We start from the raw sequence: 19,768 nt of genomic DNA, 5'->3' as shown, positions 1-19,768 counted from the left end.
TGGAGATGTTGATCCCGCCCGAGGGGGCTCGACGAGGGAAACAGGCCGTTCGCGTGGCGGGCGGCCGATCTTCGGACGCCCGAGCCCCCGACATCTATGGAGGAGCCGATGGCACAGGAAGTGACCACGTCGGCCGTGGGCCCCCGGCCCGGCTCGGAGCACACCTCCAGGGAGGCGCTCGTCGCCATCGGCGCGCTGCTGCTGGGACTGCTCATCGCGGCGCTCGACCAGACCATCGTCTCCACCGCCCTGCCGACGATCGTGAGCGACCTGGGCGGCATGGAGCACCTGTCCTGGGTCGTCACCGCCTACATCCTCGCTTCCACCGCCGCCACACCCCTGTGGGGCAAGCTCGGCGACCAGTACGGCCGCAAGAAGCTCTACCAGGCCGCCATCGTCATCTTCCTGATCGGCTCGGCGCTGTGCGGGCTGGCCCAGAACATGCCGCAGCTCATCGGGTACCGGGCTCTGCAAGGTCTGGGCGGCGGCGGACTCATCGTGCTGTCCATGGCGATCGTCGGCGACATCGTCCCGCCCCGCGAACGCGGCAAGTACCAGGGTCTCTTCGGTGCCGTCTTCGGCGCCACCAGCGTCCTCGGCCCGTTGCTCGGCGGCCTGTTCGTCGACCACCTGTCCTGGCGCTGGGTCTTCTACATCAACCTCCCCATCGGTCTCGTCGCGCTCGTCGTCATCGCCGCCGCCCTGCACATCCCGGGCCGCTCCTCGAAGCACACCATCGACTACCTCGGCACCTTCCTCATCGCCTCGGTCGCCACCTGTTTCGTGCTCGTCGCCTCGCTCGGCGGCACCAGCTGGGCCTGGGGTTCGGCGCAGGTCATCGGCCTCGCCGTGCTGGGCGCCGTGCTGCTCGTCGCCTTCCTCGCCGTCGAACGGCGGGCCGTGGAACCCGTCCTGCCACTGGGCCTGTTCAAGATCCGCACCTTCACCCTCTGCTCGGTGATCAGCTTCGTCATCGGTTTCGCGATGTTCGGCGCGATGGTCTACCTGCCCACCTTCCTCCAGGTCGTCCGGGGCGTCTCCCCGACGATGTCCGGTGTCCACATGCTGCCGATGGTGTTCGGTCTGCTGATCTCCTCCACCGCCAGCGGTCAGGTCGTCAGCCGGACCGGTCGCTGGAAGGTCTTCCCGATCGCCGGCACGGCCGTCACCGCCGTCGGGCTGCTGCTCCTGCACCAGTTGGAGCGCACCAGCTCCGACCTGGTCATGAGCGTCTGCTTCTTCATCTTCGGCACCGGCCTCGGCCTGGTCATGCAGGTGCTGGTCCTCGTGGTGCAAAACGCCGTCCGGTACGAGGACCTGGGCGTCGCGACCTCGGGCGCCACCTTCTTCCGCTCCATCGGCGCCTCCTTCGGCGTCGCCATCTTCGGCACGATCTTCAACAACCGGCTGGGCGGCCAGCTCTCCGCCACCCTCGCCGGCGTCCCCCTGCCGCCAGGGGTGAGCGTCCACGGCCTCGAAGCCGACCCGCGGGCGATCGCGATGCTGCCCGCCGACCTCCGGCCGCGGGTGCTCGACGCCTACGCGTCCTCCATCACCGACGTGTTCCTCTACGCCGTGCCCGTGGTCCTCGTCGCCTTCGTCGTCGCCTGGTTCCTCAAGGAGGACAAGCTGCGCGCCTCGGTCACCGCACCCGACGCGAGCGAGACCATCGCCACCAACCCCGTCCAGCGCTCGTCCCGCGACGAGGTGGCCCGGGCCCTGTCGGTGCTCGGGAGCCGCGAGGGCCGCCGCCACGTCTACGAGAAGATCACCCGGAAGGCCGGCTTCGATCTGCTGCCCGCCGCCAGCTGGATGCTGTTGCGGATCAACAAGTACGGATCGGTGGAGCCCGCGATGCTGGCGGAACGCACCATGGTGCCGATCAAAACCATCACCGAGGCCTCCCGCCAGATCGAGGAGCGCGGGCTCGCCGTCCGCGACGGGCTGCCGCTGGTCCTGACCGCGCCGGGCCGCGAGGCCGCGGCCCGGCTGTCCCGGGCCCGCGAGGAGTCCCTCGCCGAGCTGCTGGGTGATTGGTGGGGCCCTGACCGGCCCACCGACCTCGCCGACCTGCTCAAGGAGCTCAACGACGAGCTCTGCGGCTCCGACGCGGAGGAGCCCTACGACTCCTTCGCGCGCCGGGACCACTCCAGCCACTGACCGGCGCGCGCCCCGCCGGGTGCCGTCGGCTCCCGGCGGGACGGGCCGTCAGCTGTGCCGCAGTTCCGCCCAGGTCGCGGCGTCGATCACGCCCGTCCGGGGGAGCCCCCGCAGCCCCTGGAAGGACTCCGCCGACGACGCCGTGGAGGCGCCGAACACTCCGCCGGCCTCCTCCTGCGCGGTCCGTACCCCGGTCCAGAACTCCAGGAGACACTGCGCCTCCTTCACGGTGTCGCCCGTGCTGCCCACCCCTGTCGAGGGAGGGGGGAGCCTGGCGTCGAAGCCGCAGTGGACCCCTTCGAGGTCGTGGCCGGACACGGCCGCCGCGGGGCCCGTCGAGAGGGCGGTGGCGCCGATCAGCAGGGAGACGGCGAAGGCGGCCGAGGCCGCGGTGCGGTTGAGTGATGTCATGACGGAACCGTAGTGATCATCCCGCTGTGGGCGTCATGGATTTATTCGAGCCGTTTGGGCCGGATTTCCGCCCGTCCCCGATATCCGCTTCTCGAACCAGTGCTCCGCGTACGGGCCGCGGTTGTAGGCGGGTATCTCCGCGTACCCCTGCCGCGCGTACAGGCGCCGGGCCTCCACGAGATCGGAACGCGTGTCCAGCCGTATGCGCTCGGCGCCCAGTTCCCGGCCCGCGTCCTCAAGAGCCCCGAGGAGGGCCGCCCCGCCGCCCGTACCCCGGGCGCGGGGGTCGACGTACACCCTCGTGAGCTCGGCGGTGGTCGGGTCGAGGAGGCGGATGCCGCCGCAGGAGAGCGGCCGGCCCTCATACCGGCCGACCACGAAACAGCCGGTCGGCGCGGCGAGTCCGTCGGCCGGGTCGTCCCGCAGACCTTGGTCGATCTCGGCATCGGTGACGGATCTGCGCCAGTACCGGCCTGCGACCTCGGCGTAGTACGCGCGGCGCAGGGCGGTGGCGTCGGGAGTGGTGAACGGTTCGGGGGCGACCTGCCAGGTGCCCGTGGCGGTGATCTGTTCGCTGGTCATGGCGTCATTCTGAAACGGATGCCGGGCGGCCGCGTTGGAATATCCACAGGGGCGGCCTGATGATGTGAAAAGGGGTAAATCGCTTCGATCAGAGGATGTGGGCGCCATGTCCGAACACCCTGACGCCGCCTTGGTCCGCCGCGGCTACGAGGCCTTCACCAAGGGCGACATGGAGACGCTCGGTTCCCTGATGACGGCCGACGTCATCCACCACGTACCCGGTGACAACCCGCTCTCCGGTCACCACAAGGGCCGCCAAGCCGTCCTCGACCTCTACCGGGCCTTCGGAGAGGAGACCGGCGGCACCATGCGGGTCGAGTTGCAGTCGGTGCTCGTGGACGGCCGCGGCCACGCCATGGCCTTCCACACCACCCGCGCCGACCGGGCCGACCGGGGGATCGAGATCCACCAGGGCCTCTTCTTCACCATCGTCGGCGGGAAGATCAGCGACATCGACCAGTGCACCCAGGACATCGACGAGGAGAACAGCTTCTGGGGCTGACCCCCGGGCGGCCGCCGGTGCGGTGGAGCCGACGGCCGCCGATCCGCCTCAGTCCCGCGGCTTGGGCGCAGCCTGCTGCACGACCTCGAACGACCACACCGACGAGCCCGACGCCGCGGGCTTCGGCCGCTCACCGCCCTCACCGCCCGCCCCGCCCTGGTGCGCCGCCTTCATCGGACCCTCCATCCACGCCTGGAAGTCCTCCTCGGAACGCCACCGCGTGTACACGAGGTACTGGTCCGTGCCCTCCACGGGACGCAGCAGCTCGAACCACTCGAACCCGTCCGAACCCTCCACGGCCCCCGCGCGCGAGGCGAAACGCCGCTCCAGCACCTCCCGCTGCTCGGCGGGAACGGTCAGCGCGTTGATCTTCACGATGCTCATGCCCGCCATCCTAGGGATCGCGCGCGGGATATCGTCGTCCCCAGGTAATCAAGTGGTGCATGAAGCGCGGCAGCCAGGCGAAGTCGGGGTTGCGTTCAACAGGGCGGGAGGCCGGCGAGGCGTGGCTAACGCGGCGGAGCACAGTGGTGGACCCGGACATGCCGGGGTCATAGGCGATGGCGGAAGGCCCGGAGCGGCGCGTCTGCTGCTGTGGGCGCTGGCGGCGGTGCTCGCCGTCAGACAGGCCGCCGTCGTACTGCGCGTGCCACCCGGGGAATGGCTCAGCGCCTTCCACCTGCCCGGCAGCCTGCCCGGCTCGCTCTACGACAGCGGTTCCGGCCAGTTCACGGGCACGCCGTTCGCGGGGCTGGTCCTCAAGCCGTTCGTCGGCTTCGCCGCGCCCTCGTTGGAGGTGGCGTGGACCTGCGTCACCCTCCTGTTCGTCGCCGCGATCGGACTGGTGGCCGCCCGGGCGTTGCCCGATCCCGTGCCGCGCCGCACCGCGCTGCCGGCCGCGCCCGTGCTGGTCGCGCTGATGATGGTCTCGCTGCCCGTGCGCGAAGCCGCCTCGCCCGGGCAGACCGCGGTGCTGCCGGTGCTGCTGGTGCTGCTCGCCGTGTTCCGGGTGCCGGCCGAGCGGCCCGCCGGGTTCCTCGTCGGCCTGGCCGCCGCGCTGCAGCCCGGGTTGTTGCTCTTCGCCCCGCTGTTGTGGCTGACCGGCCGCCGCGCCGGTGCCAGGGCCGCCGCCGTGACCTTCGCCGGCGCCACCGCGATCTCCTGGGCGTCCCTGCCGCGCGACTCGTGGACGTACTGGGTGCACGACATCGCGGGCACCGGCCTCGGCGGAGCGCCCGACGGCCTCGCCAACCAGTCCCTGCACGGCGCCCTGCTCAGGCTCGGCCTGAGCGGCCCCGGCGAGATCGTCCTCTACGTCGCGCTGGCCGCCGCCGTCCTGTGGACCGGCCTGCGCCGCGCGGCGCGCTACGCCCGTGACGGACAGCTGCTGCTCGCCGTCGCCATCACCGGATGCCTGGCCGTCGCCGTCTCACCGGCCGGCTGGCGCCACCAACTGCTGTGGGTCCTTCTCGCGGTCGCTGGCAAGGTCGGCAAGCGGGCCGCCGACCGCACCGTGTGGCCGGTGGCCGTGGTGCTGGCCATGACCCTCTCCGCGGACGTGTTGCTGCCGAACCTGGCCGCGCTGGCCCCCGTACGCGACAACGTGCTGCTGCTGACCGCGCTGGCCGCGGCCTGCGCGGTACCGTTCCTGCCGCGGTCGTCCCCGTACTGGCGCGAGCCCGTCCCGACGGCCTACGGGCGCCCGGCGGCGGCCCGTTGGTCGCGCGTGCCCCTGATGCCGTTCTGGCGGCGCGTGCTGTCGCGCCCCAACCTGTTGCTGGAGCTGCTGCTGATACGGGTGGGGTACTCGCTCTACTCCCACATCCGCGCCGCGGCACCCACCAGCCGCAGTCTCGCCGAGAGCAACGGCAGCCTCATCCACGGTGTGGAGAAGGCGCTCGGCATCGACATCGAGCACGCCGTGAACCACGCCGTCGTGAACGCGCCCCCGGTGAAGGCGTTCTTCAATTTCTACTACACCTCCTTCCACTTCGTGGTCCCCCTGACCATCCTGGCCGTCCTGTACTGGCGCCGTCCCGGCGACTACCGCTGGGCGCGCGCCTCCCTGGGCCTGGCCACCGTCCTCGCGCTCGTCGGCTTCTGGCTGTTCCCGCTCGCGCCCCCGCGCCTGATGCCCGACCTCGGGTTCGTCGACACCGTGCACGGCGTGCAGGATCTGGCCCACCCCCAGTACGGGGCGATGACCGCCATCTCGAACCAGTACGCGGCGATGCCCTCGCTGCACTTCGGCTGGTCGCTGTGGTGCGGGATCGTCATCGTCGTGCTCGCGCCGAGGACCTGGCAGAAGCTGCTGGGGGCGCTGCACCCGCTGATCACGGTGTGCGCGATCGTCGCCACCGCCAACCACTGGGTGCTCGACGCGGTCGGCGGGGCCCTCGTCGTCGCCGCGGGGTTCGGGCTGGTCTACGTGCTGTCCGGGCCGCGCGGCGCCGAGGCGCCGGCCGACGTCAGCCTGACGATGCCGCGCCCGCGCACGCCGGAGCGGGTGGGCAGCGCGAGCCCGTCCGGGGAACGCACCAGCGCCTGACCCCCGCGTGCCCGCCACGGCACGCGCGCGGGGTCGCGCGGCGGCCAACCCGCCGAAGGGTGGCCGGGGACAAGGCGGCGGCACCGGCCGAAGGGGTGCCGGAGCGGCGATCGAGCCCGCTCCGGCACCCCTTCCGTGGATCGCCGCGTCCGTCCAGGATGGGTCCGCGCCGCCGTCCCCGCCACCCGGGACGCCCTACTGCCGCCCGTCCGCGGGGAGATGCGCCACCACGAGCGCGATCGCGGCCCCGGCGGTGTCGGTCTCCCCGACCACCTGCCCCGCGCGCGGACCGCGCACCCGGAACCGGCCGTCGGGCAGCGGCTCGGCCGTCGGCACGTCGACGTTGAACGGCGGGCTCGTGCGGGGGCTGAACCACAGCGTCCACTGCTTGGTGAACGGATACAGCCGGCGCAGCCGCGGTTCGGCGGAGGCCGCCTCCAGCAGCGACAGGACGCCCTGGGGCAGCGTCTTGGACTCCGCCCGGTCCCGTACCAACCGCCACGTCATGGGCATCCGCTGCCAGCGGGCTTCCACCGCGTCGGCGGTCCCGCGTTCCTCCTGAAGGTTCATCCGCGCAGTGTGCTGCCCCGGCGCCGCCAGGACAACGGTTTGGCGGGTCACGAACCGGTAGACCAGTGGCAGGCCGGCGCGGGACCGGCGGCGGCAGGGGCCGGGGCGTGGGCGGGAGCGGCCCCTGCCGTCCCGGATCACGGGTCGGCCGCGCGGTCAGCCGCGGCCGCGGCCGACCCGGAGCTCCTTGATGCCGTTGAGCCAGGCCGCGCGCAGCCGTCGCGGACCCGGACCGGCGAGGCGCAGGTCGGGCAGCGCATCGGCCAGCGCGTTGAAGATGAGGTCGATCTCCATGACGGCGAGGGACTTGCCGAGGCAGAAGTGCGGTCCGCCGCCACCGAACCCCAGGTGGGGGTTGGGGTCGCGGGTGATGTCGAAGACGTCCGGGTTCTCGAACACCTCGGGGTCGTGGTTGGCGGAGGAGTAGAACAGCCCCACGCGGTCGCCCGCTTTGATCTTCTGGCCGCCGAGTTCGGTGTCCTGGGTGGCGGTGCGCTGGAAGGACACGACCGGCGTCGCCCAGCGCACGATCTCCTCCGCCGTCGTCGAGGGGCGGGTCGCCTTGTACGCCTCCCACTGCTCGGGGTGGGTGAGGAAGGCGTGCATTCCGTGGCTGATGGCGTTGCGCGTGGTCTCGTTGCCCGCGACCGCCAGCAGCAGCACGAAGAAGCCGAACTCGTCGGAACCCAGATTGCCCTGCCCCTCGGCGGCCACGAGCTGCGTCACGATGTCCTGCGCCGGGCATTCCTTGCGCGCGGCGGACAGGTTCATGGCGTAGCCGATGAGTTCCATCGCCGCGGTGGCGCCGACCTCCTCGGTGATCGCGTACTCCGGGTCGTCGTAGGCGATCATCTTGTTCGACCAGTCGAAGATGCGGGAGCGGTCCTCCTGCGGCACCCCGATCAGCTCGGCGATGGCCTGGAGGGGCAGTTCGCAGGCGACCTGGGTGACGAAGTCGAAGCTGCCGTCGGCGGAGGCGGCGAGCGCCTCGTCGACGATCTTCCGCGCCCTCTCGCGCAGGGCACGTTCCAGGCCGCGGATCGCCCGGGGGGTGAAGCCGCGCTGCACGATCTGGCGCACCCGCGTGTGTTCCGGCGGGTCCATGTTCAGCATGATGAGGCGCTGGGCATCAATGGCATCACGCCGGATGTGCTCGTTGAAGCGGATGATCGCCGTGTTGAGCGTCGAGGAGAACAGTTCCGGGTGCGTGGAGACGTACTTGACGTCCGCGTGCCGGGTGACCGCCCAGTACCCCTCGTCGTCGAAACCGGTCACGCCCCGCCGCTGGGCGCACCACCACACGGGTGCCGTCTGCCTGAGCCGCGCGAACTCCGGGTAGGGGACCCGGTCGTGGAGGAGGTCGGGGTCGGTGGCGTCGAAGCCTTCGGGCAGCGCGGGACACGACATCGGGCGACTCCAGAATCGATCTGATGGTGCATCAGAGATGGCTCGAAGGTAGTAACGAGTTCTAGAAGTGACAAGGGTCGCGGCGTCGGTCGTTGCGTGTGGAATCCGTGTAAGCCGCGTGCAAGACCCTTGCGTGCCGGGCCCCCGGGTCATAAGACTGCGCAGAGAAGTAGAACGCGTACTAGTTCGGGCGGGGCGCCGGGACGGCCCGCCGCGCCGGCACCGTGCAGGAGAGGACGAGCTCATGGCCGCGGAACCCGTCATCGTCGAAGCCGTACGCACCCCCATCGGAAAGCGGGGGGGCTCGCTCGCCAACCTCCACCCCGCCTACCTGCTCGGCGAGACGTACCGCGAACTGCTCGCCCGGACCGCGATCCAGCCCGACTGCGTCGAGCAGATCGTCGGCGGCACCGTCACCCACGCCGGCGAGCAGTCGATGAACCCGGCCCGCAACGCCTGGCTGGCCATGGGCCTGCCCTACGAGACGGCGGCCACCACCGTCGACTGCCAGTGCGGCAGCTCGCAGCAGGCCAACCACATGGCCGCCAACATGATCTCCGGCGGGGTCATGGACATCGGCATCGCCTGTGGCGTCGAGGCCATGAGCCGCGTCCCGCTCGGCTCGGGCTCCAAGCACGGCCCCGGCAAGCCCTTTCCCGACGAGTGGAACGTCGACCTCCCCAACCAGTTCGAGGCCGCCGAGCGGATCGCCCGCCGCAGGGGCCTGACCCGCGAGGACGTCGACCGGCTCGGCCTGCTCTCCCAGGAGCGGGCCGCCACCGCCTGGGCGGAGGAGCGCTTCAAGCGCGAGACCTTCGCCGTGCAGGTGCCGACAACCGAGGCGGAGCAGGCGGCCGGACAGGGAATGTGGCGGCTGGTGGACCGGGACGAGGGGCTGCGGGACACCTCCATGGAGGCGCTGGCCCGGCTCAAGCCGGTCATGCCGACCGCCGTGCACACCGCCGGGAACTCCTCGCAGATATCCGACGGCGCCGCGGCCGTGATGTGGGCCTCGCGCAAGATGGCCCGCGCCCTGAGACTCAAGCCGAGGGCCAGGATCGTCGCCCAGACCCTGGTCGGCGCGGACCCGCACTACCACCTGGACGGGCCGATCGACGCGACGCGGGCCGTCCTCGGCAAGGCCGGGATGTCCCTCGGGGACATCGACCTCGTGGAGATCAACGAGGCGTTCGCCTCGGTCGTCCTCAGTTGGGCGCGGGTCTTCGACCAGGACCTGGAGAAGGTCAACGTCAACGGCGGGGGCATCGCGATCGGCCACCCCGTCGGCGCCACCGGCGCCCGGCTGATCACCACCGCGCTGCACGAGCTGGAACGCCGCGACAAGGAGTTCGCGCTGATCACCATGTGCGCGGGTGGTGCGCTGGCGACCGGCACGATCATCCAGCGGCTTTGACGGCGCGCGCGCCCGGTCCGCGGTGACGGACCGCCGTGACGGGCCGCCGTGACGGGCCGCGGCGTCACGCGGCACTGAACCCAATGGGATGGGGAAAGTCGAAGGGCCCGGTGGCCGGCCTGGGGAGGCCGGCCACCGGGGCCTTCGCGCGCACTCGGGCGCGCCGCGGCGTCTGCTGCCACTGGCGGCTTAGTACCAGTGGTGCGACTGCCAGAAGTTCCAGGCGCCCACGGGGCTGCCGTAGCGGGAGTTCATGTAGTCCAGGCCCCACTTGATCTGGGTGGCCGGGTTCGTCTTCCAGTCGGAGCCCGCGGACGCCATCTTCGAGGCCGGCAGGGCCTGGACCAGGCCGTACGCGCCGGAAGAGGAGTTCGTGGCGGTGTGGTCCCAGCCGCTCTCACGGGAAACGATCTGGTTGAAGGCCGCGAACTGCGCCGGGTCCTTGATCATCTGGCGCGCGATGGCCTTGGCGTCCATCGGAGCCGCCTGTGCGGGGACCGTGGCGAGCATGGAACCGGCGACGCCCAGGGCGAGGACGGAGCCCGCGAGGGCCTTCTTCGAGGCGGCGATGCGACGGATGACAGCGTTGGACACGGAGGAAACCTTCCGAAGGGGACAAGGGTGGTCGCGGTGCATGCCGAAGCACGCGTGAGCCACTCACGCGAAGGAGAGGGGTTCGTCGGGCGGGGGGTGAAGACCCCTGCCGCCCTGGCGACATCACCCAGTTAGCCAGGTCCGGACAGCCCTGGCAACGACCCCTGTTACTAGGCACTTTCATAGCGGCCGCCCTCCGGCCGCCCTGGACCAGGGGTATCCGTGCAGGTCGGGGGCCGGTTGCGGAGGCCGGGAGACGGGCCGGGAGGCTACTAAAGACCGCCGTATGTGACGTGGGTCCTGTGGGCCGCCTCACCCCGACGAGGTCCGAATCTCACGCAGCGTGACGGCGCGTGCAACGAAATGGGGTGTGGTTGGGGCCGCTTTCAACGCATATCGAAGCAAATCGGGACATCGAACGCCGCTTTCCGCGTCGCCCTGCGGAGGGCTTTCAACAGGGTCCCGCCGAGCGACAGGGTCAGGACGACCGTCAGGGCGGCCCGGCCCAGGTCCCAGCCGACCGAGGTGGCGAGGCAGTACGCGACGAAGCGGGTCAGGTTCGCGGGCACCGGGTCCCCCGGGTGGAAGGAGACGCCCTGCCCCATGCCCTGGAGGAGCACCCAGCCCTGCAGGTTCATGACCGCGCCGTACGCGAACGACCCGACGAACCCGTACGCGGCGAGCATCCACAGCTCGGCCCGGCCGCGTATCCGCCCGGGACCCGGCAGCAGCCCGGCACCCAGCGAGAACCAGCCCAGCGCCAGCATCTGGAACGGCATCCACGGCCCCACACCACCCGTGAGCAGCGCGGAGGCGAACATCGTCACCGAACCGAGGACGAACCCGAACCCCGGACCGAGGACGCGCCCGCTGAGCACCATCAGGAAGAACATGGGCTCCAGGCCGGCCGTACCGGCGCCCAGCGGTCTGAGCGCGGCCCCCACCGCGGCCAGCACGCCCAGCATGGCGACGGCCTTGGAGTCCATCCCCTGATCGGCGATCGTCGCGACGACCACCGCCACGAGGAGCGGCAGGAGCGCGGCGAAGAGCCAGGGGGCGTCCGGGGAGTGGGAGAGACCGGAGCGGCCGTCGGCGAGCAGGGGCCAGCCGAAGGCGGCGATGCCGATGAGGGTGACCAGGACCAGCGCGGCGGCGGCGCGCGGGCCGATGCGCAGCGGGCGGGCGGAGGTCATGCGGGGCGGCCCTTCGGGGACAGGGCGGCGGCGACCTCGGACACGGTGAGCCAGTGGCCCGGCGCCAGGACCTTGGCCACCTGTGGGGCGAAGGCGGGGGAGGAGACGACCACCTCGGCGGTCGGTCCGTCCGCGACGATCTCGCCGCCGGCCAGGATCACCACGCGGTGGGCCAGCTCGGCGGCGAGTTCGACGTCGTGGGTGGCCAGGATGATGGCGTGGCCGTCACGGGCCAGGGCGCGCAGGACCTCGACGAGGCGGGCCTTGGCGGCATAGTCCAGGCCGCGGGTCGGTTCGTCGAGCAGCAGCAGGGCCGGTTCGCCGGTCAGGACCAGGGCGAGGGCCAGGGCCAGGCGCTGGCCCTCGGACAGGTCGCGGGGGTGGATGTCGTCGGGGACACCGGGGAGGAGGGAGGTGACCAGGGCGCGGCAGGTGCCGGGGGCGGCGCCGGCGTCCGCGTCGGCGGCGGCGCACTCGGCGGCGACCGTGTCGGCGTAGAGGAGATCGCGGGGGTCCTGCGGGACCAGCGCGACGCGGCGGATCATCTCCGGGGGCGGCGTGCGGTGGGGGGTGAGTCCGCCGACGAGCACCTCGCCGGTGGTGGGGGCCAGGGTGCCGGCGAGGGTGGCGAGGAGGGTGGACTTCCCGGCGCCGTTGCGGCCCATGAGGGCGATGGTCTCGCCGGGGGCCACGGCGAGGGTGATGCCGTGGAGGATCTCGGCGCGGCCGCGGCGGAGGGAGAGGCCGGTGACGCGGGCCGGTTGCTCCGCCGGTTGCTCCGCCGGTTGCTCCGCCGGTTTCGTGGCGGGGTGGCGTCGGCGGAGGCGGGCCCAGAGGGAGGTGCGCGGCGCCGTCGCGCGACCGGCCCCGGCCGCGCCGGGTTGTGCGGGGCTCCGCCCCGCGCCCCGCGCCTCAAACGCCGGCGGGGCTGAAAGGCCCGCCTCGGGCGCCGGCGGGGTCGGGAAACCCGCCTCGGGCGCCGGCGGGGTTGAAAGACCTGCCTCGGGCGGCGGGGCTGGGACACCTGCTTCAAGCGCCGGCGGGGCTGAAAGGCCCGCCTCGGGCGGCGGGGTCGGCAGTGGTGTCGTTGCCAGGCGGGCTTTGAGGGGGGCGGCGAGGCGGCGGGCGTCGCGGACGGAGAGGGGGAGGGGGGACCAGCCCGCCAGGCGGCCCAAGGAGACGACCGGGGGGTGGACCGGGGAGACGGCCATGATCCCGGCCGGGGTCCCGAGGACGGGGGCCGCGCCGGGGGCGGCCAGCAACAGCAGGCGGTCGGCGTACTGCACCACCCGCTCCAGCCGGTGCTCCGCCATCAGCACGGTGGTGCCGAGATCGTGCACCAGGCGTTGCAGGACCGCCAGCACCTCCTCCGCCGCCGCCGGGTCCAGCGCGGACGTCGGTTCGTCCAGCACCAGCACCCGGGGGTGCGTGGTCAGCACCGAGCCGATCGCGACCCGCTGCCGCTGGCCGCCGGACAAAGTGGCCAGGGGTCGGTCTCGGAGTTCGTTCAGGCCCAGCAGGTCCAGCGTCTCCTCGACCCGGCGGCGCATCACCGCCGCCGGCAGCCCGAGGGACTCCATCCCGTAGGCCAGTTCGTCCTCCACCACGTCCGTCACGAAGTGGGCCGACGGGTCCTGACCGACCGTGCCCACCACGTCCGCGAGCTCCCGCGGCCGGTGCGTGCGCGTGTCGCGGCCCGCGACGGTGACCCGGCCGCGCAGCCGGCCGCCCGTGAAGTGCGGGACCAGCCCCGAAACGGCCCCCAGCAGGGTCGACTTGCCGACCCCCGACGGGCCGACCAGCAAGGTCAGTTCCCCCTCCGGCACGGTGAAGTCCGCGTCCCGCAGGGCGGGGGCCGACGCTCCCTCGTACGTCACCGATACCTGCTCGAACCGGATCACAGCGACGACGCCTCCTCGGGCGGTACGGGGGCCACGAAGGCGGGGAGCAGGCCGACGAGGATCGCCGCCGCCGGCCAGAGCGGCAGCGCCGGGGCGACCAGCGGCACCACGGCCGGGCGCAGGCCCTCCGGGTCCAGCGTCCCGGCATAGGAGAGCAGGGCCGCCACCGCCGCCCCCGACCCGGCGACCAGCCAGGCCCGGCCGCCCCACCGGTCGGGCCGGTACCGGGTGCGGACGCTGCGCCGCCCGCCCAGGCGCAGACCGGCCAGGGCCAGGGCGAGCCCCAGGAAGAGGAGGGGCAGGCCGAACACGGCGCCCTCCGCCGCGAGCAGCCCGTACGTACCGGCGCACATGCCGAGCAGCCCGCCCAGGGTGAGCGCGTTGGTGGTGCGCCGGACGGCGGGCGGGACCTGCGCGGTGCGGCCGTAGCCGCGCGCGTCCATCGAGGCGGCCACCGCCACCGAGCGTTCCAGGGCCCCCTCCAGGACCGGCAGGCCGATCTGGAGGACGGCCTTCACCCCGCCGGTGGGGCGCCCGCGCAGCCGGCGGGCGGTGCGCAGGCGGCCCACGTCGGCCACCATGTTCGGCGCGAAGGTCATCGCGACGACCACGGCCACGCCCGCCTCGTACAGGGCGGCGGGCAGCGACTTGAGCAGCCGGGCCGGGTTCGCGAGCGCGTTCGCGGCCCCGACGCACACGAGCAGGGCGGCCAGCTTCGCGCCGTCGTAGAAGGCGAAGACCAACTGTTCGGCGCTGACCCGGCCGCCGAGGCGGATTCCCTGCGCCCACGCGGGCAGGGCGACCTCGGGCAGGGTCAGGAGGGTGTGCGCCCCGGGCACGGGTGAGCCGAGGAGGGTGGAGAAGAGCAGGCGCAGGCCGATGACGACGAGGCCCAGCCGCAGGAACGCGCCGTAGGAACGGGCCCAGGGCGCGGTGGTGCGGCGGGCGGCGACGACGTAACCGGCGACGGCGACGATCAGAGCGAGCAGGAGCGGGTTGGTGGTCCGCGAGGCGGCGGTGGCGAGCCCGAGCGCCCACACCCACCAGGCCCCCGCGTGCAGGGCGTTGCCGCGACGCGCCTCGGGGGCTCCGCGCGGCCCCTTCCTTTCGTACGTCGGCACCCGCGACCTCCGACCGGCCGCGACGGCGCCGCCCCGGGCCGGGGTCGCGTGGTCGGGTGCGGCGGCGTGCGTGGTCGCCGTGCGCGGGACCCGGCGGACCGGGGTCATCGGGAGCGGCGGCGGGAGCGCAGGACGGCGGCCACCGCGAGGACGGCTACCGCCGCGACGCCGGCGAGCAGTCCCGCGGAGGGGCCGCCGTCGCCGGCCGGGGCGGTCTTCGGTTCCTCCCGCGTGCCGTCGGCGAGCGGCTCACCGCAACCCTGCCTCGGATAACCGGAGATCGCGCACAGCAGCGCGGCGCTGTTGTAGCGCAGCGGCTTCGCCACCGAGGCGAGCGCCTCGGCGGTGGTGGCGTCGGGGGCGACCTGCGCGCAGGCGGTGCGCGGGCCGGCCTGCGGCGGCGCCTCGCCGGGGGGCGAGTCCCCGGGGACGCCGAAGTCGACGACGAGGGCCACCCGCTTCTTGCCGTCCACCGCCGGGGTGCCCGCGCACAGCGCCGCGAAGTCGGCGGCCGTGCGCGGCCGGGACGCCTCGTCCTCGGCGTCCTTGCTCACCGCGAAGCGGAAGCCCTGGACGGTCCCGTCCGCCGGGCGGGCCGCCGTGCCCTGGGTGGCGTACGTCCAGGGGCCCTTGGCGCCGCCGTCCCAGAACGACCAGTAGCGGTAGCTCGACGCGAGCGCGGGGGACGCGGCGAGCAGGGTGAGGAGGACGCCGAGCGTGACGGCGAGGGCGGGCAGCCTGCGCATCAGGCCCGGTTCTTCTTCCGGCGGCCGCTCAGCAGGAAGCCGATGCCGACGCCGGCGGCGGCGCCCGCGCCGATCATCCAGCCGATGGCGCCGTTGCCGGAGCCGTCCGCGTCCTTGCCGTCGGCCTTGGTCATGCCGCCCGTCGCCGGGGTCTGCGGGGACGGGCCGGTCGCGTTCAGAGCCGCCACCAGGTCGGTACCGCCGAAGGAGCGCGGGTCGGTGCCCGTCGCGTGCGCGGTGAGGATCAGGGTGCCCAGGGCGGCGGGGTTGCCCTTGGCCCACTGCGCCGAGTTGGCCTTCAGCCACTCCAGGGCGCCCGCCGCCGACTGCTTGTGGCCGGCCGCGGCGAGGGCGATGACGGCGTCGGCCGTGTTGCCGGTGTCGGGTGTGGGCTGGTCGGCGCCCGGGGTGGCGGCGGTGAGGTGGCCGTCCTTCTTGAGGGCCTCGGCCAGGTACCCGGCCGCGCCCTGGGCGGCGGCCGCCGGGTCGGTGGCGGCGGGATCGTCGGCGCCCGCCGGGCAGGCCGGCGCGGTCGCGGGGGTGTCGGCGCCGGCGGGGGCGACGACCGCGCCCTTGCCGAGGCCGGCCAGGGTCGCGGCGGCCGTCGCGTCCGCGTTGGCGGGGAGCTTGCCGTCCGCCGGCTGGTAGCCGAACGCGCCCCGGTCGGATGCCGGCTCGGCGGCGCAGCCCAGCCGGAAGGAGAGCAGGCCGTCGTACCCGGACTTGCCCGCCTTGGACGTGACGTCGGCCGGCTTCTCGCCCGCCGCGGCGAGCGCGCTGATGACGACGGAGGTGGAACTCGCCTCGCTCGGGGAGCCCGGGACGTACGCCCAGCCGCCGTCCTCGTTCTGCACGGACTTGAGCCAGTCCACGGCCTTCTTGACCGCCGCGTCGTGGCCGCCGAGCGCCTTGAGGGCCTGCACGGCCACCGCGGTGGCGTTGGTGTCGAGCGGCGTCGCCGGGTCGCACGCCTTCGTCGCGTCCGCACGGAAGGAGGCGAAGCCGCCGTCCGCGCACTGCTGACCGGCGAGCCAGTCCACGGCCCGCGGGGACGGCCGCAGGCCGACCGTGTTCTGGGCGAGGAGCGCGAACGACTGGCGCCAGACGCCGTCGTAGGTGGGGTCGGCCTGACCGAACAGCCCGGAGGGGATGACCGGCGCCGGGGACGGGGAGGGGGCGGCGAGGGCCGCGGGGGCGGCGCCCGCGCAGAGCACGGCGGAGGCGGCGAGCGCTGCGGCGCTGCGGCGGACGTTCATTGCGGGGCGGGTGCCTCTCGTGCCGGGGAGCGGAGGCAGGCACGCGCGAGCACACGCGGTACCGGGCTCCGGCTCCGTATACCTCGACGGTGCCGGCCGCCGGGGACCCGGCGGCACGAGCCGCGCACTCCCGACGGGGCATCCCGGCTCCCCGCCGGCAGCGCCGGGAAGGGCGCCTGGGTGCGGGTCACGGTTGCGGGTCAGCGCCGGATTCGCACCGGCTTCCCCCCGTACGGAAGTGTGGACGACGGCCTTACTGTACCGGCCCCGAACGCGCGCACCGGGTGGCCCCTGCGGGGGGCGCTCACCTGGAGCGCCCCTTACACCTCGCCCGGCCCGCGCGTCACGCCGGCCCCGCCCTACCCGCCGACCCGGGCGTCACACGGCCCGGTACGCCACCGGGTCCGTGCCCGGCACCGCCTCCGCGCGGCCCTGCTTCACCAGGCGGCGCAGGTGCGCTTCCGCTTCGGAGACGGCGATGGTCCGGGAGCCGTAGGGGATCTGCTCCCAGGGCCGGTTCCACTCCATCCGCTCGGCCAGCGCCCACGGGGTCAACGGCCGGGCGAGCAGCTCCCACAGCCCGGCCAGCCGGTCCTCGTGGTGGGCCAAAAGCTCGCGGACCCGGGCCGGGGCGTCGGTGAAGGGGTGCTGGTGCGCGGGGAGCACCTCGGCAGGGCGCAGCCGGCCGACGCGTTCGAGGGAGGCGAGGTAGTCGCCGAGGGGGTCGGTGACCCGCTCGTCCTGCGGGTCCTCGTAGAGCCCGATGTGCGGGGAGATGCCGGGCAGGAGGTGGTCGCCGGAGAAGAGGCGGCCGTTGCCCGGCAGGTTGTCAGGGTGGACCTCCTCCAGGTGCAGGCAGACGTGGCCGGGGGTGTGACCGGGGGTCCAGATCGCGCGGAGCGCGCGTCCGGCGAGGGGCAGCAGCTCGCCGGGGACGATCTCCCGGTCGGGGACGGCGGCCCGCAGCCCGGGCAGCGTCCGCGGCCGGCCGCCCGCCCGGGCCGCCCGCAGCGGGGCGATGTGTTCCTCGGGGGCGCCGGCGGCTGCCAGCTTCTCGCCCATGTAGTCGTACCAGACGCCCGGTGCGGTGGAGCGGGTCCGTACGACGACCTCGGTGTCGGCGGCGTGCATCGCGATCCAGGCGCCCGACACGTCCCGGACCCGCCCCGACAGGCCGTGGTGGTCGGGGTGGTGGTGGGTGATGACGACGCCGTGGAGGTCGGCGACGGCGATGCCGAGCGCGGCGAGCCCGGCCACCAGGGTGTCCCAGGAGTCCGGGTCGTCCCAGCCGGTGTCGATCAGGACCGGTCCGCGGTCGGTGTCGAGGACGTGGACGAGGGTGTGCCCGAGCGGGTTGTCGGGGATGGGGACCTTGATGCCCCAGACGCCTCCGCCGTGGTCGGTGACCTGAGGTGGGGCGAGGGGTGTCATGCGGGCTCCCTGGTGAACGAGAACGTGTTGCATTGGTCGCCCCAGTCCACCATCCGGGGATGGGTTCTGACTAGTCGTCGACTCCGCGCCCTCCGGGGCGCGTCCGGCTCCCGGCGATCGCGTCCGCGCCGTGGACTCCTGGAACTAGAACTGGTATCAGTTCTGGGACGCCCAGCCCGCTGGTAGCCGCAGGAGGCCTTGCCATGACCGAGCTCGTGCAACACGGACAGCTGTTCATCGGCGGGGAATGGACCGATCCGCTGGGCGAGGCCACCATCTCCGTCGTCTCACCCCACACCGAGCAGGTCATCGGCAGCGTCCCGCACGCCTGCGCGGCGGACGTGGACCGCGCCGTCGCCGCCGCCCGCAAGGCCTTCGACGAAGGGCCCTGGCCCCGGATGGCCCTGGAGGAGCGGATCGCCGTCGTCTCCCGGATCAAGGACGCCATCGCCCTCCGGCACGAGGAGATCGCCCGCTCGATCAGCTCCCAGAACGGGTCCCCGTACTCCTGGAGCGTCCTCGCCCAGGCGCTCGGCCCGATGATGGTCTACGACGCGGCGATCACCGTCGCGCGCGACTACCCGTACGAGGAACACCGCCGGGGCGCGCTCGGACCGATCCTGGTGCGGCGCGAGCCGGTGGGCGTCGTCGCCGCCGTCATCCCGTGGAACGTCCCGCAGTTCGTGGCCGCGGCCAAACTCGCGCCCGCGCTGCTCACCGGGTCGGCGGTGATCCTCAAGCCCTCGCCGGAGTCCCCGCTCGACTCCTACATCCTGGCCGACATCGCGCGGGAGGCCGGCCTGCCGCAGGGCGTGCTGTCGATCCTGCCCGCCGACCGGGAAGTCAGCGAGTACCTCGTCGGCCACCCCGGAATCGACAAGGTCGCCTTCACCGGGTCGGTGGCGGCCGGCAAGCGCGTCATGGAGGTGGCCGCGCGCAACCTGACGCGGGTCACCCTCGAACTGGGCGGCAAGTCGGCCGCCGTGATCCTGCCGGACGCCGACCTGGAATCGACCATCGCCGGGATCGTCCCCGCCGCCTGGATGAACAACGGGCAGGCCTGCGTGGCCCAGACCCGGGTCCTCGCGCCGCGCGCCCGCTACGGGGAGATCGCCGAGGCCCTCGCCGCCGCCGCGGGGGCGCTGGTCGTCGGGGACCCGCTGGACCCGGCGACACAGCTCGGGCCGCTGGTGGCCCGCCGGCAGCAGCAGCGCTCGCTGGACTACATCCGGATCGGGCAGGAGGAAGGGGCCAAGATCCTCACCGGCGGCGGCCGCCCGGCGGCGCCGGAGCGGGGCTGGTACGTGGAGCCCACCCTCTTCGGGGACGTGGACAACTCGATGCGGATCGCCCGGGAGGAGATCTTCGGGCCCGTCGTCTGCCTCATCCCGTACGGGGACGAGGCCGAGGCGGTACGCGTCGCCAACGACTCGGAGTTCGGCCTCAGCGGCAGCGTCTGGACCGCGGACGTGGAACACGGCCTCGACTTCGCCCGCGCCGTCCGCACCGGCACCTTCAACGTGAACACCTTCAGCCTGGACATGCTGGGACCGTTCGGCGGCTACAAGAACAGCGGCGTGGGACGGGAGTTCGGCCCCGAGGGTCTGAGCGAGTACCTGGAGCACAAGATGATCCACCTGCCGTCGGGATACCGGGCCCCCGGGGCCGGTGCGTGATGGGAGACCGCTGGCGGGTCGAGGTGGACCGGGGCGTCTGCATCGGCTCGGGCATGTGCGTGAACCACGCCCCGGCGGGCTTCAGCCTCGACTCGGCGCGCCAGTCACACCCCCGCGACCCGGAGACGGACGCCAACGAGCCGGTCCTGACGGCGGCCGAGGGCTGCCCGGTGGAGGCCATCACCATCACCCTGCTCACGAGCGGCGAAGCGGTGTTCCCGCCGGAGGAGTAGGCGGGGGCTCAGGGGGGGGCGGG

Annotated in this window: 18 protein-coding genes and 1 riboswitch; of the genes, 6 read left to right on the top strand and 12 right to left on the bottom strand. The window is 73.3% G+C overall.

Annotated features, from left to right (window positions below; all coding sequences use genetic code 11):
• The first annotated feature begins 108 nt into the window (after positions 1-108).
• Positions 109-2,160 (top strand): DHA2 family efflux MFS transporter permease subunit, encoded by a 2,052-nt coding sequence (locus tag E6R62_RS16290; protein WP_136214160.1) that lies wholly within the window; start codon positions 109-111, stop codon positions 2,158-2,160.
• 48 nt (positions 2,161-2,208) lie between these two features.
• Here the strand turns inward: E6R62_RS16290 and E6R62_RS16285 are convergent, their stop codons facing one another.
• Both E6R62_RS16285 and E6R62_RS16280 read right to left on the bottom strand, forming a co-directional pair.
• A complete protein-coding gene (locus tag E6R62_RS16285) occupies positions 2,209-2,571 on the bottom strand; it encodes a peptidoglycan-binding protein (RefSeq protein ID WP_136214159.1) in 363 nt (120 codons plus the stop codon).
• Positions 2,572-2,604: 33 nt separating this feature from the next.
• Complete coding sequence (locus tag E6R62_RS16280; protein WP_136214158.1) at positions 2,605-3,153, bottom strand: GNAT family N-acetyltransferase; 549 nt, start codon at positions 3,151-3,153, stop codon at positions 2,605-2,607.
• Between the two features lie 106 nt (positions 3,154-3,259).
• On the opposite strand from E6R62_RS16280, the gene E6R62_RS16275 reads away from it, so the two are divergent.
• Entirely contained in the window at positions 3,260-3,655 is a 396-nt protein-coding gene (locus E6R62_RS16275; RefSeq protein ID WP_136214157.1) for a nuclear transport factor 2 family protein, read from the top strand.
• A 48-nt stretch (positions 3,656-3,703) separates the two neighbouring features.
• On the opposite strand, the gene E6R62_RS16270 is transcribed toward E6R62_RS16275, so the two are convergent.
• A complete protein-coding gene (locus E6R62_RS16270) occupies positions 3,704-4,039 on the bottom strand; it encodes an antibiotic biosynthesis monooxygenase (RefSeq protein WP_136214156.1) in 336 nt (111 codons plus the stop codon).
• 169 nt (positions 4,040-4,208) lie between these two features.
• Here E6R62_RS16270 and E6R62_RS16265 point away from each other — a divergent pair, with 169 nt between their 5' ends.
• Entirely contained in the window at positions 4,209-6,203 is a 1,995-nt protein-coding gene (locus E6R62_RS16265) for a bifunctional glycosyltransferase 87/phosphatase PAP2 family protein (protein WP_240801722.1), read from the top strand.
• A 195-nt stretch (positions 6,204-6,398) separates the two neighbouring features.
• Here E6R62_RS16265 and E6R62_RS16260 read toward each other — a convergent pair whose 3' ends face one another.
• Positions 6,399-6,773: a DUF6193 family natural product biosynthesis protein gene (locus tag E6R62_RS16260; protein ID WP_136214154.1), complete on the bottom strand. Its 375-nt coding sequence runs from the start codon at positions 6,771-6,773 to the stop codon at positions 6,399-6,401.
• Positions 6,774-6,929: 156 nt separating this feature from the next.
• On the bottom strand, positions 6,930-8,180 hold the full coding sequence (locus E6R62_RS16255; RefSeq protein ID WP_136214153.1) for a cytochrome P450: 1,251 nt from the start codon (positions 8,178-8,180) through the stop codon (positions 6,930-6,932).
• 244 nt (positions 8,181-8,424) lie between these two features.
• Between E6R62_RS16255 and E6R62_RS16250 the strand changes: the two genes are divergently transcribed.
• Positions 8,425-9,594 (top strand): steroid 3-ketoacyl-CoA thiolase, encoded by a 1,170-nt coding sequence (locus E6R62_RS16250; RefSeq protein WP_136214152.1) that lies wholly within the window; start codon positions 8,425-8,427, stop codon positions 9,592-9,594.
• A 189-nt stretch (positions 9,595-9,783) separates the two neighbouring features.
• On the opposite strand, the gene E6R62_RS16245 is transcribed toward E6R62_RS16250, so the two are convergent.
• From E6R62_RS16245 to E6R62_RS16215, 7 genes are all read right to left on the bottom strand, one after another.
• Positions 9,784-10,230 carry a transglycosylase SLT domain-containing protein gene (locus E6R62_RS16245; RefSeq protein ID WP_136214308.1) on the bottom strand — a complete coding sequence of 149 codons (447 nt, stop codon included), beginning with the start codon at positions 10,228-10,230 and terminating at the stop codon, positions 9,784-9,786.
• 344 nt (positions 10,231-10,574) lie between these two features.
• Positions 10,575-11,381 carry an ECF transporter S component gene (locus tag E6R62_RS16240; protein WP_136214151.1) on the bottom strand — a complete coding sequence of 269 codons (807 nt, stop codon included), beginning with the start codon at positions 11,379-11,381 and terminating at the stop codon, positions 10,575-10,577.
• Positions 11,378-13,282, bottom strand: coding sequence for an ABC transporter ATP-binding protein (locus E6R62_RS16235; protein WP_136214150.1), 1,905 nt, complete (start codon positions 13,280-13,282; stop codon positions 11,378-11,380). Before E6R62_RS16235 ends, E6R62_RS16240 begins: the two co-directional genes overlap by 4 nt.
• Positions 13,279-14,403, bottom strand: a complete 1,125-nt coding sequence (locus E6R62_RS16230; RefSeq protein WP_136214149.1) for an energy-coupling factor transporter transmembrane component T — start codon at positions 14,401-14,403, stop codon at positions 13,279-13,281. Before E6R62_RS16230 ends, E6R62_RS16235 begins: the two co-directional genes overlap by 4 nt.
• A 104-nt stretch (positions 14,404-14,507) precedes the next feature.
• Complete coding sequence (locus E6R62_RS16225) at positions 14,508-15,149, bottom strand: SCO2322 family protein (RefSeq protein WP_136214148.1); 642 nt, start codon at positions 15,147-15,149, stop codon at positions 14,508-14,510.
• A complete protein-coding gene (locus E6R62_RS16220; protein ID WP_136214147.1) occupies positions 15,149-16,405 on the bottom strand; it encodes a prenyltransferase/squalene oxidase repeat-containing protein in 1,257 nt (418 codons plus the stop codon). Before E6R62_RS16220 ends, E6R62_RS16225 begins: the two co-directional genes overlap by 1 nt.
• A gap of 136 nt (positions 16,406-16,541) precedes the next feature.
• A riboswitch (cobalamin riboswitch) is annotated at positions 16,542-16,633 on the bottom strand.
• 150 nt (positions 16,634-16,783) lie between these two features.
• On the bottom strand, positions 16,784-17,836 hold the full coding sequence (locus E6R62_RS16215) for an MBL fold metallo-hydrolase (RefSeq protein WP_136214146.1): 1,053 nt from the start codon (positions 17,834-17,836) through the stop codon (positions 16,784-16,786).
• Positions 17,837-18,039: 203 nt separating this feature from the next.
• On the opposite strand from E6R62_RS16215, the gene E6R62_RS16210 reads away from it, so the two are divergent.
• Together E6R62_RS16210 and E6R62_RS16205 are read left to right on the top strand one after the other, a co-directional pair.
• Positions 18,040-19,512 (top strand): aldehyde dehydrogenase, encoded by a 1,473-nt coding sequence (locus tag E6R62_RS16210; protein WP_136214145.1) that lies wholly within the window; start codon positions 18,040-18,042, stop codon positions 19,510-19,512.
• Positions 19,512-19,745 carry a ferredoxin gene (locus E6R62_RS16205; RefSeq protein ID WP_136214144.1) on the top strand — a complete coding sequence of 78 codons (234 nt, stop codon included), beginning with the start codon at positions 19,512-19,514 and terminating at the stop codon, positions 19,743-19,745. The genes E6R62_RS16210 and E6R62_RS16205 overlap by 1 nt, the downstream gene beginning before the upstream one ends.
• Positions 19,746-19,768: the final 23 nt, after the last annotated feature.

This window comes from Streptomyces sp. A1136 (assembly GCF_004795055.1).
GTDB lineage: Bacteria > Actinomycetota > Actinomycetes > Streptomycetales > Streptomycetaceae > Streptomyces.
Note: the sequence above shows the minus strand (reverse complement) of the source record. Positions and strands in the feature narration are given on the sequence as shown.

Bases quoted from the DNA above. Each gene is read 5' to 3' on its own strand.
- E6R62_RS16290 (WP_136214160.1), top strand. From the start codon at position 109: ATGGCACAGGAAGTGACCACGTCGGCCGTGGGCCCCCGGCCCGGCTCG.
- E6R62_RS16285 (WP_136214159.1), bottom strand. From the start codon at position 2,571: ATGACATCACTCAACCGCACCGCGGCCTCGGCCGCCTTCGCCGTCTCC.
- E6R62_RS16280 (WP_136214158.1), bottom strand. From the start codon at position 3,153: ATGACCAGCGAACAGATCACCGCCACGGGCACCTGGCAGGTCGCCCCC.
- E6R62_RS16275 (WP_136214157.1), top strand. From the start codon at position 3,260: ATGTCCGAACACCCTGACGCCGCCTTGGTCCGCCGCGGCTACGAGGCC.
- E6R62_RS16270 (WP_136214156.1), bottom strand. From the start codon at position 4,039: ATGAGCATCGTGAAGATCAACGCGCTGACCGTTCCCGCCGAGCAGCGG.
- E6R62_RS16260 (WP_136214154.1), bottom strand. From the start codon at position 6,773: ATGAACCTTCAGGAGGAACGCGGGACCGCCGACGCGGTGGAAGCCCGC.
- E6R62_RS16255 (WP_136214153.1), bottom strand. From the start codon at position 8,180: ATGTCGTGTCCCGCGCTGCCCGAAGGCTTCGACGCCACCGACCCCGAC.
- E6R62_RS16250 (WP_136214152.1), top strand. From the start codon at position 8,425: ATGGCCGCGGAACCCGTCATCGTCGAAGCCGTACGCACCCCCATCGGA.
- E6R62_RS16245 (WP_136214308.1), bottom strand. From the start codon at position 10,230: ATGCACCGCGACCACCCTTGTCCCCTTCGGAAGGTTTCCTCCGTGTCC.
- E6R62_RS16240 (WP_136214151.1), bottom strand. From the start codon at position 11,381: ATGACCTCCGCCCGCCCGCTGCGCATCGGCCCGCGCGCCGCCGCCGCG.
- E6R62_RS16225 (WP_136214148.1), bottom strand. From the start codon at position 15,149: ATGCGCAGGCTGCCCGCCCTCGCCGTCACGCTCGGCGTCCTCCTCACC.
- E6R62_RS16220 (WP_136214147.1), bottom strand. From the start codon at position 16,405: ATGAACGTCCGCCGCAGCGCCGCAGCGCTCGCCGCCTCCGCCGTGCTC.
- E6R62_RS16215 (WP_136214146.1), bottom strand. From the start codon at position 17,836: ATGACACCCCTCGCCCCACCTCAGGTCACCGACCACGGCGGAGGCGTC.
- E6R62_RS16210 (WP_136214145.1), top strand. From the start codon at position 18,040: ATGACCGAGCTCGTGCAACACGGACAGCTGTTCATCGGCGGGGAATGG.
- E6R62_RS16205 (WP_136214144.1), top strand. From the start codon at position 19,512: ATGGGAGACCGCTGGCGGGTCGAGGTGGACCGGGGCGTCTGCATCGGC.